This window comes from Enterococcus sp. DIV0561 (genome assembly GCF_050539875.1).
Taxonomy (GTDB): Bacteria; Bacillota; Bacilli; order Lactobacillales; family Enterococcaceae; genus Enterococcus; species Enterococcus faecalis.
The window spans coordinates 1,364,114-1,379,996 of the sequence record NZ_CP172927.1 but is presented as its reverse complement, the minus strand read 5'-3'; the positions used below and the strand labels follow the sequence as shown (position 1 = coordinate 1,379,996).

The following is a 15,883-nucleotide window of genomic DNA, read 5'->3' as shown; positions in this document are numbered from 1 at the left end:
AGATTACTTTTCTTGTGTCATAACTTCTTCTGCTTTTTCAATTAGTTTAGTGGGTGATTTTACAGCAACTTCTGTAGGTACTTGAATGATTCGTTTCCCATCAAAACGCTCTCTTCCAGAAATTTTTACATCAATGGCTAATATAACAATGTCCGCTTCCTTAATTTGTTCATCCGTTAGTTTGTTTTCAATCCCAATGGTCCCTTGTGTTTCTACATGGATCTCAACTCCTGCTTTTTTTGCAGCGTTCTCCAATTTTTCTTGTGCGATATATGTGTGAGCAATTCCTACTGTGCAGGCTGCTACGCCGACTATCTTCATTATTTTTCCTCCTCAAATTTTTCTATATTTTTATAAAAATCTGTTTCTGTTTTTAAACACAACAGCTTTTCTAAGAAGTCTTCATTTGCTAATTTTCTAGTAAATCGACTGATTTCTTTTTTTACTTTTAACCGTTCATTTTCTTTTAGTAAGATGACAATAATTAATTTCACTTGCTTAATGTCTGCCGTCCATTCTTGGATTTCTGTTTTTAAGCCAATCAGATATATTTCACTTTTTTTCAAGAGTGCATTTTCTAAATGTGGCAAGACAATTTGCTCTGCAATCTGATTACTTCCCATCTTCTCACGATTTACCAAAGATTCCTCAATCTGCTTTTTTTCTTCGAGCGTTAACAAAGGTGCTGCTGTTTCTGCAATGAATTGATATACTTGCTGTTTTGAAAGAAGTTTTTGGTTTAGGAAAACTTGGTATAAAGGATTAACGTTCATGATAGATTTCCTCAACTTTTCTTTGTAATCGATACTGATCATCCATTGTAAACATGGCACTTACCAACAATGATTTAATGGGGACCTTTTCCTGTAAATGAATCGTTGTAAGAATCAATTCAATATCAGAATAATCTTTTAATGATTTCCTTATATTTCGTGTGGCAATAATTTCAACAATTTGTAATTCAGGAAATTTCTTTTCAACTTTTACTCTCAATAGTTCTGAAGTTCCAATTCCAGTGGTACACATAATCAAAGTACGAATAGGTAACTGATTGGTTTCAATCATTCGCGCAAAATACAATGTAATAAACCCATTCTCGTCTTCGTTTATAGCCGGTAGTTGATAGTTTTTACTTACTTGCTTAGAAACTTGCACAATTTTTCTGAAAATTGTTTCATACGTCATTTTTATTTGATCCAATAAACTATTCTTAACATGTATGCCGTTTTCAAGACGATTTATCATTGGTTTTATATGACTAGCCAATTCAAAAAGTAGCTGATCATTATCAGTTAAAATTTTTAGTTGTGCACTCATTTCCTCTAAATAAAATTGAGTAATTTGCATTACTTTGAAAGAAAAATTAGTTACTTTACTAAATGAACCTTGCATCCTAGAAGAAACTAAATATTGATATAAGTAATAAATTTCAACGTTAGGCAGTCTCTTATTTAAATAAGTTTCAATCTGTTGAATCGTTGTTTGCGCGACCTTTTTGAGTACTAAGTCCTTTGTTAATTCTTGTTCTTCTTCGTCAGATAATTGGTATTTTTCAGAAATGGCTACTTTTCGTGAACGACTAATTAAGATATAAAGATGCGAAAAGATGTTTACATTATATGGATGTGGAATAGTAATATCTAGTTTCTTTTCAATGTTCCTGACTTGATCTAACGTAAAAAGGACATCATAATTATTAAAATTTAATGCTTTGTTGTTTCGAAGATCCTCAATATCGATAATGTTCAACAGTTGTATTCTATCGGAAATGGCTTTCCTGATAGCTCTTTCCTCCCCGATAATTGCCAACGTTCGATTTTTCCGTTTGAGTGTTAAATCATATTTCTTTAAATCTTCGGCTAATTGTTGTTCATCGCTAAATATCACAGAATCGCCAACATAGTATCTTGCAAATAATTCATAAACATTTTTAGCTTGTGGAGAAGCTAACAACAATTCCTCCAGAATTCGATTGCGTCTTTCCCTTGGCGAAAAATCACTTTCTTTTTCGACTAAATGTCGATTCTGTTCCATAAATCGTTCATAGTCTAGCTTGTATCCTCGTCCTTTCTCAGATAATATGAGTGAACCTTCTGAAAATTCATCGTTAATTTTTTTTATCAAACGATAAACTGTCTTAGGAGAAGTACTTAGGCAGTTTGCCAATTCTTCTGCAGTCATATAATCTTTTTTTTTTGAGAGAAGTAACAACAATTTTTGTCCACGTTCTTTTTTCGAACTCATAGCAACCCCTCCTTGATATATTTATTATAATCCATACAAAAGAAAACGCTTCCTTGTTTTCTGTCCGTTACATTGGCCATTTTTGTGAGTGGTTAAAGTGTTCAATTATGCGAAACTTTCTAAGGCTATTTATAAATAAAAATCTGTAGAGCAAGCGATTTTGAATTACTGGCTCTACAGACACTAATATTTTCAAAGAATACAAAAAAGGGCTGCCTTACGGCTAGCCCTTTTTTACTTTTATTTTACGGTAACATTTCCGATTACATCATTTATTGAAGTCGTTTGACCTGCTTTTTGTAAATCGTATTGAGCAACGATATCTTGATTTGTGAAAACAACAATTAAATCTGATTTTTTGCCAGCTTGTTCTAATGCGGCTAAATCAATGGTTGCAATTTTATCGCCTTGTTTTACAACTTGGCCTTCTTCAACATGTAATGTAAATGGTCCACCTTGTAACTCAACAGTATCTAGACCCATGTGTAATAATACTTCAATGCCTGAATCTGTTTGGATACCTAACGCATGTTTTGTTGGGAAAATGCTAGTAATTTTACCAGCAACGGGTGTTGAAACTTCGCCGTCTGTTGGAACGACAGCAAAACCGTCACCCATCATTTTTGCTGAGAAAACATCATCTGGTACTTCAGAAATAGGAATAACTTTCCCATTCGCTACAGAATATAATTCAGTTTCTTTCGTTGAAACTGGCGCTTTTTCTTCAACAACTGGTTTAGAAACAGGTGTTTCTTTGACTGGTGTTGCTGGCGCTTGGTGGTTATATAATCGTTGCATTTCGTCAGCAACAAATTGTACTTCCGTACCAACAATCACTTGGATATTGGTGTCATCAATGACTTTCACACCAGGAACCCCAGTTGCTTTAATTTTTGCTTGATCCACTTTGCCTGTATCTTTCACTGTTAAGCGTAAACGAGTTGTACAGTTATCAATAGAAGTTACATTAGCATCAGCGCCTAAACCATCATAAATACGACGAGCTAGAGAAGCAAATTTGTTGTCACCTTCTGCAACATCTGGCGTTTCTTCGCCATCGCCTTCTTCACGTCCTGGTGTCATTAAGTTAAACTTAGTGATTGCAAAACGGAAACCGAAGTAGTAAATTGCCGCAAAGATAAGTCCTTGAACCACCAACATCATTGGATGATTCGCGACTGGGTTTTTCAAACTTAAGAAAAAGTCTACAAAACCTGCACTAAAGGCAAAGCCAGCTGTCCAATGCATAAACGCAGCGAATGCTAAAGAAATACCTGTAAAGACTGCATGTAAAACATATAAAGGCCAAGCAACGAACATAAATGAGAATTCTAAAGGTTCAGTAACGCCTGTAAAGAAAGCCGCAAAACCAGCAGCTAACATTAATGAAGCTGTAACTTTTTTCTTCTCAGGACGCGCACATTGATAAATAGCAAACGCGCCTGCTGGTAAACCAAACATCATTACTGGGAAGAAACCAGCTTGGTACATCCCTGTTTGTCCTACAATTGCTTTACCAGTATCTAACGCTTGTTGACCAGCTAAAAAGTTCCCAATATCATTGATACCAGCAACATCAAACCAGAAAACAGAATTCAAGGCATGGTGTAAGCCTGTTGGAATTAATAGTCGGTTAAAGAAACCATACAAGCCAGCTCCTACGAAACCTAAGCTAGAGATTCCTTTACCAAAAGCAACTAATCCGTTATAAACAACTGGCCAGAAGAAGAATAAGACAGCTGAGATTGCTAACATCGAAATAGCTGACATAATAGGAACTAAACGTTTTCCACTAAAGAATGATAAAGCCATTGGCAATTTCACACCAGAGAAACGATTATACATTGCCGCAGCAACTAAACCAGCGACAATCCCGACAAAGACATTGTTGTCCATGCTGTTGAAGGCTGGGTTTACTTCAGCAATATCCTTGAAGCCTTTAATGGCTTGGATAGAAGCAGGCGCTAAAACAGTTTTTGGCACTAAATAAGCGACTAAACCAGCTAATGCTGCCGATCCATCTTTATCTTTTGACATTCCTAACGCTAAACCAACCGCAAATAATAATGCTAAGTTGTTTAAGATAGCCAAACCACCATTCATTAGAAAAGTTGTGGCTGGACTAGCGCCGATTGTTCCCACGATCCAGTTAGCAATACCGACTAATAAAGAAGCCGCCGGTAATACAGCAACTGGTAACATTAACGAACGTCCCATTCTTTGCATATACGCTTTCATTATACGTAACTCCTCACATAAACTATTTAATTTTTATTATTTGGTCATTCTTAATCGTTCAATGTGAATCGATAAATAACCAAGTTCTTCATTTGGTACTTGATAATGAAAATTTCTCATTAATAAGACTTGTACTTTTTTTGAGATTTCATAGCTTTCAGCATACTTTTTCTTTACGACTTCCAAAATTTCTTCATCTAAAACAGCATATTGATTTTGTTGGAAGCGATGAATAAACAAACGTAAATGATTCACCAAACGTGAATAACTGAGACTATTTTTATCATCATGAATATCAATAGCCAATTCCTGCTCGATTAAATGAATAATTTCAGAAACGATTGTAACTTCACGGATACTTTTACTATTATCAGTACGCCCGCTGCGAGCACTATGGATATGAATTGCAATATATCCCGCTTCATCATAACTAAATGGAATTTCTAAGGTTTGTGTTAAATATTCTACAGCCCATTGAGCAATAGCAAATTCTTCACTATATAAAATCTCAATTTCACTTAAAAGCTTGTTCCGAACAATAATATTATTTTGAATATTTTCAGCTGCAAAAGCAATGTGATCACTCAACCCAATATTAATATGTTCATTCAACTTTTCACCCAATACCGTTTCAGCATGTTGGATAATTTCTTCACTCGCTAAAAAGTATTTGTCTTCAATTTGTGATAGCAGTACTTGAAGTTTTTTCAGTCCTTCTGGCTCCATCACAAACATCCGCTCCACCAATTGTCGAGATAAGACATCATTTTTAGTCTTATTAAACCCGACGCCTTTACCGACAGCTACTTTCTCCTGTCCTTCGTCAAGAACAAGTACAGCATTTTGATTTAGCACCTTTTTAATTTTCATAAATGACCCTCTTCTGCAGAAGTAATTCTAACATCTTCAGTGAAAACAACAAAAAAAGCATAGAACAATCCCGTTAAACATGTTGCGTAACCATTGTACACCACATTGTATTACGAAATTCTTCCATGCCTAGTATTATCTAGTCACATGAAAACGCTATTCATTTGTTAACAGTGCTTATTCTAACGAGTATCATTATTTTTGTCAACCTTTTTCAATTATTTTTTTATTAATTGTTGACTATTAACAAAAAAGAAGCTCTTATCGGGAAGAGGTCGGGACAGAAGTGTTTAACTCCGAGAACCAAGTAGGTACTGTTCAACATCTATTTGCTTTGCAAATAGTGTTTCTCAGCAATAAGAAGGAATTTCCGAAAATTGTCATAAAACACAACGAGGTACGAGTTGATGTTGCATGATACACTACACTCCGTTTCGTTCGCATCAATTTCTACGCATGGAACATGCTAGAATTGAAGGACCCGGTGTTCTTTAATTTTTGGAGACCAAGTCCTTCAATTCTTAGTGATTTATCACTTAGAGATTGATGAGATCGGAGCTCTGCGAAGTAGGTATTGTTCATCATCGAATCACTACGTTCTTCGTGATTCTCAACACTTGGAAGGATTAAGATACGCCGAACACTTGTGTGAGAAAGTCAATTTCGGCTTATTGTTTTCTCGCCAAAGGCTCGTCACAGTTTTATCCTTGTAAGTTCCGAAGGACCTTCACCAAGTAGGTACGATGATTTCATCTGTTCATGCTTCACAGTGAAACATCGCAACTCTTAGAGCTGTAGCTCTTTTGAAGGCTGTACTGTGACGAGACGCATGTCGAGAAAACACCTTAGAAGTTATTGAGATCGGAGCAACGCGTAGTGTTGCTTCTGTTCCCGCCGTTTATCAGTTTTTGAGCGTGGAGCAAAAATCCAAAGTGATTTTTGTCCCACGCTCGTTCACTAATTTATTCTTTATAGGCATACTTATATGTGCTCGTTGCACCGAAGTTATGATACTGAATACCTTTGACACCTGGTCGTACAAGCTGACTACGGGCCTCTTGGTATAAAGGAATTAAAGCGGCATCTTCTTCCACCAATACTTTTTCAGCTTTAATTAATGTTTGCCAACGAGTTTCAGGCTCATTTGCGTATTTAGTTGTTGCTTCTTCAATTAGTTGATCAAACGTTGGGCTAGAATAGTTCATACGGTTCCCACTAACTGAGCTTTCTAAGAAAGTCATTGGATCCTGATAATCGGGTCCCCACATGCCAACAGACAATTCATAATCCCCTTTTCTCATTAATTCAATCGCATTATTTAAAGGAACTGTTTTGACATTAATAGTGAGACCTGGCAACGTTTCTTGTAACTGGCCTTGGATAAATTCAGCAACTTTTCGGTCACTATCACCATCTCTTGAAAGAAGTTCAATGGCTACATCTCCGTTTAGCTCTGCTTTTGCTTTAGCTAAATACTCTTTGGCTTTTTTGGCGTCTGTTTTGACAAGGGCGCCTGCTTCTTGACGAAAATCTTCATTCGTTTCTGGGTTATATACAAATTTTTCTGGAATGTACCCATAAATTTCTTTTGAACCATCTGCTAAAATGTTGTCGACTAAGCTTTTTTTATCCAAAGCATAAGCTAAAGCTTTGCGGACATTCTCATTTGCAAAAATGGATGGTTTTTCGTTTCTTTTTTGGTTTAAACGTAAGGAATAGACTTTTGACCGTTCGATTGCTTCATAGTCTGGGTTGTCTCGATTTTGTTTAGCAAAATCTCCTGTTAAGACAGCCACATCTAATTCACCTGATTCGTACAAATTATAAACGGTATTGGTTTCTTTAAGAACTTCAAAATGAATCGTTTCTGATTTTACTTTTTCTTTATCGTAATAGTCGGGATTACGCACAAAGTCCCATGACATCGCTGACTGATCCCAATTTTTCATTAAAAATGGACCATTAGATACAATCATTTCACTAGAAGTGCCATAGGCTTGTCCTTTTTCTTTCACGAATGCTTCGTTTTGTGGGAAAAATGGAGAAAATGCCAATAAGGACGTAAAATATGGTACAGGCTTTTCTAAAGTAACCTCCAAAGTATAATCATCAAGCGCTTTGACACCCAATTCCTCTGGTGCTTTTTCCTCTTTTGTAATAGCTGTTCCGTTCAGAATCGTTCCTTCTAACAAGAAAAAGTAATTGGCTTGGTTTTTGGGATTCGCTAATTTACGCCAAGCAAAAACAAAATCATTGGCTGTTACAGCATCACCATTGGACCACTTGCCATCTTCTCTTAGTTTAATGGTATATCGTTTGCCATCTTCAGAAATTTCAGGCATCTCTTTAGCGGCAGCTGGTATTAGTTGATCTTTTTCATCCAATTGATATAACCCTTCAAAGACATTGGACTGTGCGTTAATACTGGCTTCATCTTGTGTAAAAATAGAATCCATTGAACCGATTTCCGAGTTCTCCATTAAATTTAAAACTTTTTTCGAGACACTGGTTTTCTCAGTTACTTTCTCGTCTATTTTTGTTTCTGCTGTTGTGCCACAACCTACCAAGACCGTACTAACAAATAACATAATCCCCATCATTTTTAACTTTTTCATACTATTCCCCCTATGTGTCAATCAAAAGGCAACTCTTCCATGGAAAGCCGTTCTTGCGAAACTATCAAGCATGCGTAGGGCAAGCCCTCATTTTCGTACTCAAATTCTCCCCGCTGGTTGTCAATTGGGTCTGCACGCAATTGCATTTTTGCCGGCTGAAAGTCTGCCTGGATTTCACTATTTGCGACCATTCTAAAAACATCTAAATTGCCGAAATAATGATTCCACCGCTGTCTATCCCCGTCTCGGTAAGCACCTCCGCCAAAAGATAAATCCGCAAAGAGCCAGCCGTACGGTTCTATATAAAATTGTGCCCAATCATGACAGCCTGTATAATGTGTAGAAACATATAATCCCGATTGCCATTTGGCTGGTATCCCTGCAATCCGACAAAGCGTGATAAACAAAATCGCTTGCACGCCGCAGTCACCTTTTAAATTAGTTGCAGCATACTCTGAAATATTGGAAATTGTAAAATATTCACGCATGAATGAATAATGAATCTTTGTCGTCACAAAGTCATAAATCAAGCGTGCCTTTTTTAAGGGATTACTTTCATCGCCCACAATCTCATCTGCTAAATTTCTTAAATAAGGCGTGAATCGAATATGCGGTAACTGTTCCTCTAAATCAAAGCTTGGTTGCATTTTGTCTACGTTACTTTCTTCTAACTGTTGGTAAACCATCCGATTAACATAACAATATTCAACTATAAACGTTTGATTTTCTTTTAAGATTGTTTCAAAACACAGTGTTCGTTGAGGCGCATCTTCTGCCGCAATATAGGTTGCCTCAGGTGACGTAGCTAGGATTTCAATTTCTGATTGTTGTTGACACGCTTTGGGTAGCGGCAAATGGACACGAACACGTTCACCTGGACGCTCAAATTCTTTTTTCACCTGAATGGTGGCTTTAATTGTTGTTCTCACTTTTCTACCACCGTTTTTTTGCATTTGTTCGATGTTCTCTTTTAGTTCTTTTTTGCGGAGAATTTCTAATTGATTGCTTTCTGCTTCCCGCAAACGTGCAACATATGCCGCATTTGTTTTAATTAAATTGGCCAAAAATCGAAGTTGGAAATACGGTTCACCGTCAATATAAACCCAGTCCACTAAACCCGTTTCTTTTAAACGAATTAATTCCTCTGTTTGATAATCCTGAAAAGTATCTCTCATCATTTGATCAGCTTTTGCAAAGCTATGAGGATACTCATTCATACGCATCATTTTAATGACATCTTTTTCAATTATCAAACGTTCTTTTAATGCCTGCGGAAGTTCTTTTGTCAACCAAAAATCAATGGCAGTATCCGCACTTGCAAAATCGCCAAATTCTTTCACCCTTTGAATTTCCTCAGGCAAAGGGACACTAAGATACTTTAAATCATACTTCATTAGCTTTACTCCTTTTTTAATGAGAAATGCCTAATCCAGCTACTTCTCCTAATTCCAATAATGGTTTTGCTTCTAAGGATACGCCCCCAATTACGGGCGCAGTTTCTAAACCGAATGTCGCATCTAAATCTGCTCGTGTGATATTCTTTTGAGCAGCAGCTAAATGGGCAGCAGCCGTGATGCCAATGGTTGTTTCTTCTGCCATACACCCAATCATGCATTCGATACCTGCTGTTTCACAAATCTGATTAATCTTCAGCGCTTCATGAATGCCACCACACTTCATTAATTTTATATTGATAACATCGACTGTGCCTTTTTTAACCAATTCCAACGCATCTTGGGCATCAAAACAGCTTTCATCAGCCATAATTGTCGTATTGACTTGTGAGGTAACGTATTTTAGACCTTCTAAATCGCGTCTTTTAACTGGCTGTTCCACTAATTCAATTTGATAATCTGCCAATTCTTGAATTGCTTTAACAGCATCTTTGGGCGTCCAAGCCTGATTTGCATCTAAGCGGAGCTTGATATCAAAGCCAACTGCTTCACGAATCGCTTTTACTCTTGCAATATCAGCTTCAATTCCTGTTCCGACTTTAATTTTTAACGTATCAAAACCTAGTTTGACTTTTTCGACGGCTTTTTGTGCCATCACATTTGGTTCATCAATGCCTAGTGTAATATCCGTTATTACTTGGTTATCATAGCCGCCTAACAATTGATAAAGAGGCAGTTGGGCTTTTTGACCCATCAAATCATAACAAGCAATATCGATTGCTGCTTTTGCCGCTGGAGCGAAAGCAGATATTTTATCCATCACTTCATGAATTTTCTCAATATTAAAGGGGTTTAAGCCAATGATTGCTTGGCCAAATAATTCGATCGTTTCAAGCGTGCCAGCTAACGTTTCACCGGTAATAAAAATGCCTGGGCCTCCTTCTCCATATCCAATAAGGCCCTCTTCTGTTTCAATTTCCACAATTGCACTATCCGCGGATTCAATCGTCCCCAAAGCGATTGTAAATGTTTCTTTCAGCTTGATTTTCGATGCCCTAACATGTACCTGCTTAATTTTCATAAAATCCTCCCTTTGATATTTTCAATTGATTGAAAATTCAGTTTTTTAAAAATATCCAAAAATTAAATTTAGATTGTTATCGATCATTCTAAACTCATTGTTTTCTAATGTCAACAAAATAATGAGATTTCGATTAAAATAAAATGAAGTTCCAATTTTACGAGCTTTTTTATAAATCAGTAAATTCCAGACATGTGAGATACTTCTCATTTACAAACATTCTTAAAAAAGGTATGATAGTAAAGAGGCAACTTGCAAAGGAGTAGAAGACGAATGAGTGAACAACCTCAACAACGCTCAACCGAAGAAGTTGAAGCAATTAAAGAAGATATTTTAACTGCATTAGAAACAGTGATTGACCCTGAATTAGGCATCGATATTGTTAATTTAGGACTAATTTATGAAGTTGAATTTGCAGAAGAAACTGGTGATACTGTCATCAAAATGACCTTAACCACAATGGGTTGTCCGTTAGCAGATGTTTTAACAGAACAAATCCATGGTGTTTTAAAAGATATTCCTGAAGTAAATAATATCGAAGTAAAATTAGTCTGGTATCCTGCTTGGACAACGGACAAAATGAGCCGTTACGCACGAATTGCTTTGGGTATTCGCTAGTTATTTCGAGACTTTGATTAATGATAAAAACCGCCTGAAAGAACTGACTGATTAGTTTTTTTATGTGGTTTTTTGTTTAGCTAATAGTTTGCTAGTCCAACTTTATTATTTTTCTTTTTAAGCACTTTAAATTTAGCTAAACGAGTCAGACAAAAAAAGACATGGAATCATGAAAATCCATGTCTTTTTTAGTCGGATATTATTTTTACTGCAGGACAGTTTTCTTCCAAAAATTCAAAAATACTACTGTAATAATTTTCAGGTTCGTAGACACTTGAAGATAAATGTGGTGCTTTAGCAACAATGAGACCTTTTTTTATCCCCTGAGTTGCCGCTAAATTTTCTTCAAACATTGTCATTGGAACAAAGCGATCACCTGTACCGTGAATAAAAAATGTCGGCAACGTATTTTTGTGTAATTGTCTCACGGAAGAAGCGGTTTTCAATTGAAAGCCATAGTTATTTAATGCTAATTGATTAGCAATCGTTAAAATAGGAAAAGCGGGTAAATGAAAAGATTCATGTAGGACATATTTAAATTCATCATAGACAGAAGTGTAGCCACAATCCACTATTAATCCGCGGACATTCGTTGGTAACTTTTCACCACTTGCCATCATGACAGTAGCCGCTCCCATGGAACCGCCCACTAAAATAATTTCTGCTTCCATATCAATAGCAAGAACTTCACTAATCCAACTTAATAAATCTAACCGATCCAGCCATCCCATCCCAATTTTATTCCCTGAACTTTTCCCGTGCGCACGCAAATCGGGAATTAAAACATTGTAGCCTTCTTCTGCAAAACGTAATGCAGTATAGGCCATATCGCGTTTTCCGCTAGAACGATAACCATGCACACAAATCGCCCAACGATGGTTATCTGGATAAGGAGTAAAACACCGTGCATACAATGTTTCATCTTTAATTTTCAACCAACGATCTTCAGCAAAAGACTCTGTCCAAAAAGCTTCGCCTTCTTGTTTTTGTTGTTCTTCTATTTTAGTATATCTTGTTTCTCGTTCTTGAAAATTATCAGGATTTAATAACCGATGCCCTTTTTTATGATACCAAGGGTTGTCTTTAAGCAACGCGATTTTCAAAAAATAATTGGCAATGTAAAAAGAAAAAACAACGCCAATCATTGCAAAAATGATCAGTAACCCGAGGAGCCATTTCATCTGCAAATCACACCCTCTTCTAAAGTATTTCCTTCTTCATTTAATATACTATGGATTTTTCATTTCTGAAAGAAATCACCCTTACATTTTGTTATTTTTTGAAAAAAAAGCAGCCGTCTCAAAAAGAGGCGGCTACTTTTAATCTATCAACAATCCAACGTTGTCATATCTTCATATGTCTCACGACGAGCAACTAATTTTGCTTGTCCATCTTCGACAAAAACCACCGCTGGTCGAGGATTTCGGTTGTAATTACTTGCCATTGAATAACCGTAAGCCCCCGTACTACTAATGGCCAATAAATCCCCTGCTTTAACTTCTGGCAATAAAATATCTCGAAGTAAGACATCTCCTGATTCGCAATATTTACCAACCACTGTGACTTTCTTGACTGAATCATGCCCCTCACGATTCGCTAAAAATCCATCATAAACCGCTTGATACAAAGCAGGCCGTATATTATCACCCATGCCACCATCTACGGAAACAAAATGACGAACACCAGGAACCTCTTTTTGTGCGCCAACTGTATAAATCGTTGTGCCCGCTTCGGCAATTAAACTGCGGCCTGGTTCAATCCAAAGCTCAGGCAGTGGATACCCTAATTGTTCACAATGACCTTTCAAGGAATAAACAATTTTTTCAACAAATGTTGCTGGTGCTAATGGCTCATCTTGCTGCGTGTACTGCACACCAAAACCACCACCCATATTTAAAACATGTGCTGTAAATTGATGGACTTGCCGCCAGTCTTCTAAAATAGTGAACATTTTTTCAACAGCAGCTAAAAAGCCTTCCACAGCAAAAATTTGCGAGCCAATATGGCAATGGACCCCTTGTACATCAAAAGAGGGGTTTGATAAAAGGCGAACGAGCGCTTCTGTTGCCTGGCCACTTGCAACATCAAAACCAAATTTTGAATCTTCTTGGCCTGTCAAAATGTAATCATGTGTTTCTGCATCCACGCCAGGACTCACCCGAAAAAGAACTTTTTGTGTTTGGTTTCGTGTAGCTAATAATTCTTCCAACAAGTCAATTTCGTAAAAATTATCAATGACAATTGTACCTATTTTGTTATCCAAGGCGTAACGTAATTCTTCAGGGGTTTTGTTATTTCCATGGAATTCAATTTCCGCTGGCTCCATGCCCCCTTTTAAAGCTGTGAATAGTTCTCCACCAGAGACAACATCGCAAGCAATATCTTCTTCCTTTAACACTTGATAAATAGCTAAACAACTAAATGCTTTACTTGCATAAACCACTTTATTTTTGATACCTAATTGATTTAACGTTTGTTTAAAACCACGTGCTTGTGCGCGAATATGAGCGACATCATAGACAAATAACGGCGTCCCGAATTTTTGCGCCAACTTTACGGTGTCACAACCACCGATTTCTAAATGATTTTCCCGATTCATTTTTGCTGTACCAAATAACATGTTTTCCCGCCCCTTCATTTTGTTTTATTAAAAATCATAGCATAAAACCCAGTAGCTTCCTATAATTTTCCACATTTTTCTCTGACTTTCTCCTGTTGCTTTTTTTCGCCAAATAGCCTAAAATAATTGGCATACGAATAAAAAACCTTTATTATCAACACTTTAATCTTTTAAATTAAAATTGGTATATACGAAAAAAGAAAGAAGGCAGATGACTTGGCTACACTGAACCGCGATCAACAAATTGAAGAAATTATTAATTTGGAAGCAATTTTGAATTTACCGAAAGGAACAGAACATTTTGTCAGTGATTTACATGGTGAATTTGAAGCTTTTGACCATATTTTAAGAAATGGTTCTGGGCGAATCCGAGAAAAAGTTCAATTTTTATTTAAACAAGAATTAAATGCCCATCAGATGGACGAGCTTTGTTTTATTATCTACTATCCAGAAGAAAAATTAACACTTTTAGAAAATGAAAGCGCCCTCTCTTATGAATGGTGGCTATTAACGATTCGCCGTCTGGTTGAAATCGTCCGTTCTTCTTCGATGAAGTACACACGTTCTAAAGTTCGCAAAGCCCTTCCTGAAACCTATGGGTATATTCTCGAAGAATTGATTTATCAATATGATGAAACAACAACCAAAAACGGTTACTATCAACAAATTATTGAAAAAATTATTTTACTAGGTGAAGCCAAACGTTTCGTGACAGAATTAGCTTATCTAATCCAACGTCTGATTATCGATCACCTACATGTTATTGGGGATATCTATGACCGGGGGCCAGCACCAGATAAAATTATGGACCGATTAATGTCCTATCACTCCTTGGATATTCAACTAGGCAATCATGATATGATTTGGCTGGCTGCTTATAGTGGTTCACTGGCTTGTTTAGCCAATGTAGTACGTATTTGTGCTCGCTATGGAAATTTAGATTTGTTAGAAGAACGTTATGCTATCGATTTAACCGCCTTAAAAAAATTTAGTTTAGAAACATATAAAGAAAATCCTGCTTTTGCACCCAAGAAAAATCCCTATCGTGCGTTAACTGAAGCTGAAAAACAAGTAGCGATGCGTGTGCAACAAGCTATTGCCATTATTCAAGAAAAACTAGAAGGGCAAATTATTGGTCGACGCCCTGATTTTAACTTGGCACATCGGCTACGCTTAGATAAGATTCAAGGGGAAACTATTACTTTTGACGAATGTCGTTATACATTAATTAACAGCTGTTTCCAAACCGTTTCTGAAGAGCAGCCTTACCAATTAACACGTGAGGAAAAACAGATAATTGATGATTTATTAACGCAATTTCAGTCTTCGCCGCGGTTAACAAAACACATGCGCTTTCTAATGGAAAAAGCTTCTCTTTACCTTGTGTATAATCAAAATTTATTGATTCATGGCTGTCTGCCTCTGAATGCGGACGGTACTTTTCAAGCTTATACATTTAAAGGCCACTCCTATTCAGGAAAAGCTTTAGTTGACTTCTTTCAGGAAATGTTAGAAGAAGCTTACGCTCAGCCTGCTATTACAGATGACTATGCGACAGATTGTTTATGGTATCTTTGGTGTGGCGAAGGCTCCTCATTATTTGGTAAACGAGCTATGAAAACCTTTGAGCGTTATTTTCTCGCTGAAAAAGAAACACATCATGAAGAAAAGAATCCTTACTACTCTTTGCGTGATACGGTTGAAGTTTGTGAAAGAATCCTAGATGAATTTGAAGTGACTGGTGAAAATCGACATATCATTAATGGCCATACACCAGTTAAACGAACAAAAGGCGAATCGCCAATCAAAGCAAATGGCACGCTTCTCGTAATTGACGGCGGCTTTTCAAAATCTTATCAGACAATTACTGGAATTGCTGGTTATACATTGTTGTACAACTCGTTCGGGTTACAACTGACCGCGCATAAATCTTTTTCTAGTAAAGAAACAGCCATTTTAAATAATCAAGACATTCATTCCATCAAACAAGTCATCGATCGCCCCTTACAGCGGCTATTAGTGAAAGATACCACTATCGGCAAAGAGCTATTAAAGCAATCGCAAGCACTCCAAAAACAAATGAAACAAAACCAGTAGTGCCATTAAAAAGACGCTTGCGCTCTTATCCGAAAAATGATTAAATGGAGGAGTTGAGAAAATATCTATTAGAGAAACGGAAAGGGTTTTACATTGAAGAAACAGC

General features: G+C 36.7%; 12 protein-coding genes. 2 read left to right on the top strand and 10 right to left on the bottom strand.

Features of this window, described 5'->3' with window-relative positions:
• Positions 1–3: 3 nt before the first annotated feature.
• The 8 genes from IGM13_RS06695 to IGM13_RS06660 all read right to left on the bottom strand — a co-directional run bounded on the left by IGM13_RS06695 (position 4) and on the right by IGM13_RS06660 (position 10,442).
• Positions 4–321 carry a PTS fructose transporter subunit IIB gene (locus IGM13_RS06695; protein WP_002357651.1) on the bottom strand — a complete coding sequence of 106 codons (318 nt, stop codon included), beginning with the start codon at positions 319–321 and terminating at the stop codon, positions 4–6.
• Positions 321–773, bottom strand: coding sequence for a PTS sugar transporter subunit IIA (locus tag IGM13_RS06690; protein ID WP_002420221.1), 453 nt, complete (start codon positions 771–773; stop codon positions 321–323). The genes IGM13_RS06695 and IGM13_RS06690 overlap by 1 nt, the downstream gene beginning before the upstream one ends.
• Complete coding sequence (locus IGM13_RS06685; protein WP_002420222.1) at positions 763–2,244, bottom strand: BglG family transcription antiterminator; 1,482 nt, start codon at positions 2,242–2,244, stop codon at positions 763–765. Before IGM13_RS06685 ends, IGM13_RS06690 begins: the two co-directional genes overlap by 11 nt.
• 240 nt (positions 2,245–2,484) lie before the next feature.
• Complete coding sequence (gene nagE / locus IGM13_RS06680; RefSeq protein ID WP_002420223.1) at positions 2,485–4,482, bottom strand: N-acetylglucosamine-specific PTS transporter subunit IIBC; 1,998 nt, start codon at positions 4,480–4,482, stop codon at positions 2,485–2,487.
• A 36-nt stretch (positions 4,483–4,518) separates the two neighbouring features.
• Positions 4,519–5,352 (bottom strand): PRD domain-containing protein, encoded by an 834-nt coding sequence (locus IGM13_RS06675; RefSeq protein WP_002357655.1) that lies wholly within the window; start codon positions 5,350–5,352, stop codon positions 4,519–4,521.
• Between the two features lie 962 nt (positions 5,353–6,314).
• On the bottom strand, positions 6,315–7,967 hold the full coding sequence (locus IGM13_RS06670; protein ID WP_002419295.1) for a peptide ABC transporter substrate-binding protein: 1,653 nt from the start codon (positions 7,965–7,967) through the stop codon (positions 6,315–6,317).
• 17 nt (positions 7,968–7,984) lie between these two features.
• On the bottom strand, positions 7,985–9,361 hold the full coding sequence (locus tag IGM13_RS06665; RefSeq protein ID WP_002419296.1) for a transglutaminase domain-containing protein: 1,377 nt from the start codon (positions 9,359–9,361) through the stop codon (positions 7,985–7,987).
• Positions 9,362–9,377: 16 nt separating this feature from the next.
• Positions 9,378–10,442 (bottom strand): dipeptide epimerase, encoded by a 1,065-nt coding sequence (locus IGM13_RS06660; protein WP_002419297.1) that lies wholly within the window; start codon positions 10,440–10,442, stop codon positions 9,378–9,380.
• A 273-nt stretch (positions 10,443–10,715) separates the two neighbouring features.
• Between IGM13_RS06660 and IGM13_RS06655 the strand changes: the two genes are divergently transcribed.
• Complete coding sequence (locus IGM13_RS06655; RefSeq protein WP_002357660.1) at positions 10,716–11,060, top strand: metal-sulfur cluster assembly factor; 345 nt, start codon at positions 10,716–10,718, stop codon at positions 11,058–11,060.
• A gap of 188 nt (positions 11,061–11,248) precedes the next feature.
• On the opposite strand, the gene IGM13_RS06650 is transcribed toward IGM13_RS06655, so the two are convergent.
• Together IGM13_RS06650 and lysA are read right to left on the bottom strand one after the other, a co-directional pair.
• Positions 11,249–12,241 carry an alpha/beta hydrolase gene (locus IGM13_RS06650; protein ID WP_002419299.1) on the bottom strand — a complete coding sequence of 331 codons (993 nt, stop codon included), beginning with the start codon at positions 12,239–12,241 and terminating at the stop codon, positions 11,249–11,251.
• A gap of 146 nt (positions 12,242–12,387) precedes the next feature.
• Positions 12,388–13,698, bottom strand: coding sequence for a diaminopimelate decarboxylase (gene lysA, locus IGM13_RS06645; protein WP_002419300.1), 1,311 nt, complete (start codon positions 13,696–13,698; stop codon positions 12,388–12,390).
• Positions 13,699–13,896: 198 nt separating this feature from the next.
• On the opposite strand from lysA, the gene IGM13_RS06640 reads away from it, so the two are divergent.
• Complete coding sequence (locus IGM13_RS06640) at positions 13,897–15,777, top strand: fructose-bisphosphatase class III (protein WP_002419301.1); 1,881 nt, start codon at positions 13,897–13,899, stop codon at positions 15,775–15,777.
• Positions 15,778–15,883 lie beyond the last annotated feature (106 nt).